Source organism: Acidimicrobiales bacterium (assembly GCA_035533095.1).
GTDB lineage: Bacteria > Actinomycetota > Acidimicrobiia > Acidimicrobiales > Palsa-688 > DATLUM01.
Window position 1 is genome coordinate 1 of record DATLUM010000058.1, and the last position, 2,145, is coordinate 2,145.

At 70.4% G+C, this 2,145-nt stretch carries 1 protein-coding gene; it reads right to left on the reverse strand.

From position 1 onward, the window contains the following. Positions 1-2,145 (reverse strand): hypothetical protein (locus VNF71_07815; GenBank protein HVA74457.1); only part of this gene is annotated, 2,145 nt, incomplete at both ends.

A 2,145-nucleotide genomic window follows, 5' to 3' on the forward strand; every position in this document is an offset into this window, starting at 1 on the left:
TCGCTCGCCGAGACGGCCGTCGCTGACGGGTCGTCCTGGTTGCCCGCCGGGAAACAGCCAGGGGGAGCCGGGTTGGTGGCCGATGACGGCATGACCTTTGCGGGTGGCGACGAGTTGGAGAGCGAGGGCGGCGAGCGGTTCGGGCAGGATGATCGGCTCGTCGCCGAGACGGAGGCGGACGCTGTTGTCGGTGGTCTCGATGTCGGCGACGGTGAGTCGGCTGATGGCGGCTGGCCATTGGGCGTAGAGGAGCACGAGCAGCCCGGCGAAGCGGTCTTCGACTTCGAGGGTGTCGTCGTGGAGAAGCCGGCGGGCTTGTTCCCATCGGGCCTCGGTGTCGATGTCGGACGGGCCACCCCAGCGGACGGCGGGAAGGTCCAGGGCCGTCAGTTTCTGTTTGTTGGCCCATCGCACGAAGTTCCCGACGTCGCGGCGATGCGTGGCGTCGCCGCTGGCCAGCCAGGCTTCCAGGTCGCCCTGGCCGGCGGTTGCCAGCGTGAGGTTTGCCCCGGCCATCCAGTCGAGCAGAGCGATCGCGGCTCTGACGCGTTGGCGGGCGCCGAGGGCCTGGTTGTAGGTGGTGGTGGTGTGGCGGAGTCGGTGACGGAGGCGGCGCAGCACGTGCCAGGTGGCGTAGCGGTGCAGCAGCTTCTGCTCGTCGGGGTCGACCCGGCCGGCGATGATGCCGGTGATCCAGCGTTCGAGGCGGACCATCTGCTCGTCGCGAGCGGGCAGGGTGCCGATGGCGACGAGGACGGCACGTAGGTGCTCGACGGGTTTGCCTGGCGGCAGCGCATCGAGGGCCTCATGGCAGAGCCCGTCGTCGGCGTCGAGGGAACGCAGGATCGTTGGGGCGGCGCTGTGGTCGAGCCACCGGGCCACGGTCGCCGGCCGCTCTGTGGTGGCGAGAGCCTCATAGAGCGCTTGGTATTGGGCCCGGATGGTCCCGGAGTTGTCACCGAGAAGCTGGCGCAGCCGCCGGTCCACACTGCAGCGGGCGCAGCACCCGGCGTGGATGCGGCCCGCCTGCCCGCAGCTTGTGCAGGCCTTCCAGAATCGGGGGTCTGGGCGTGTGCAGGTGGCACAGAGCGGCTCGTCGATGGTGCCGCCTCGCAGCGGCCGGACCTGATCACAGCGCGCGCAGCGGGCCCAGCGCTGGCTGCAAGCCCGGCACCATGGCTGACCGGTCGTCTCCGACATCAGTGCCGGACCGTGACGCCCGCAGATGGAACAGGTGAGAACCTTCGGGGGGCGGCAGGTTTCGCAGAACACGCCGTCGGGGCGACGCACGCTGACCGGCCGGAGCCGCCCGCAACGCGAGCAGTCTTCATGGTTGACCGGGTCCCTGATCAAACAGGAGGGGCAGATCGGCGCCCCGTTGTCATCACGCGTCGCGGGCTCGCGGACGACCTGGCAGCGGACGCACCGCTCGGCTCGGGAGCGGGCCACGCACATGCGGCACAACCGCAGGCCGTTCCTGGGTTTCACCAGCGCGACGACACGGCGGCAGTGCGGACACGCCGGCCGAACGATATGGGTGGCCCCGGCGTCGCAGAGCCTGTCGATGAGTCGCAACACCGAGGGCATCGGCGCCTCTGCGCCCGCCCCGCTGAGCAGCTCGGGCCGGTCTTGCAACGTCCAGGCGAGCCGGCGGCGCTGGCCGGCGTTGCTCACCGCGGCGCCCACAGCGCTGATCACCACTTCGATCGAGACCGTCGGGTCCACGCCACAGACCACCTCGGCGATGACCTCGAGAGGGTCACGCTCGTCGCCTGGAGGACAGTCGACACAGTGGGGTCGGCCCTGCTGGTCGCGCCCGGCGACCGGGCGGGTATGGCCGCAACTCGTGCATGGCTCCCGGCGGGCACCGCAAACAGCGCAATACCAGTCCTGGTCGCGTCGCTGCAGAGTCCGCAGGCTCTTCCCGCAGGTGGCACAGATCGGCGGCGAAATGTTCAGCGCGCCAGCAGTCCGCAAGGCGATGAGCAGGTTCCCGACGACGCGCGGTGCGGGGGAACAGCCATCGGCGAGCACCGCCGGAGACTCGAGGAGGAACTGGGCGAGACGGCGACGCTTTGCCCGGCCTCCCGCGACAGCCTCCACGATGGCCTGGATCGTCGCCCGCTCCAAGGTCGGCTCGGCGTT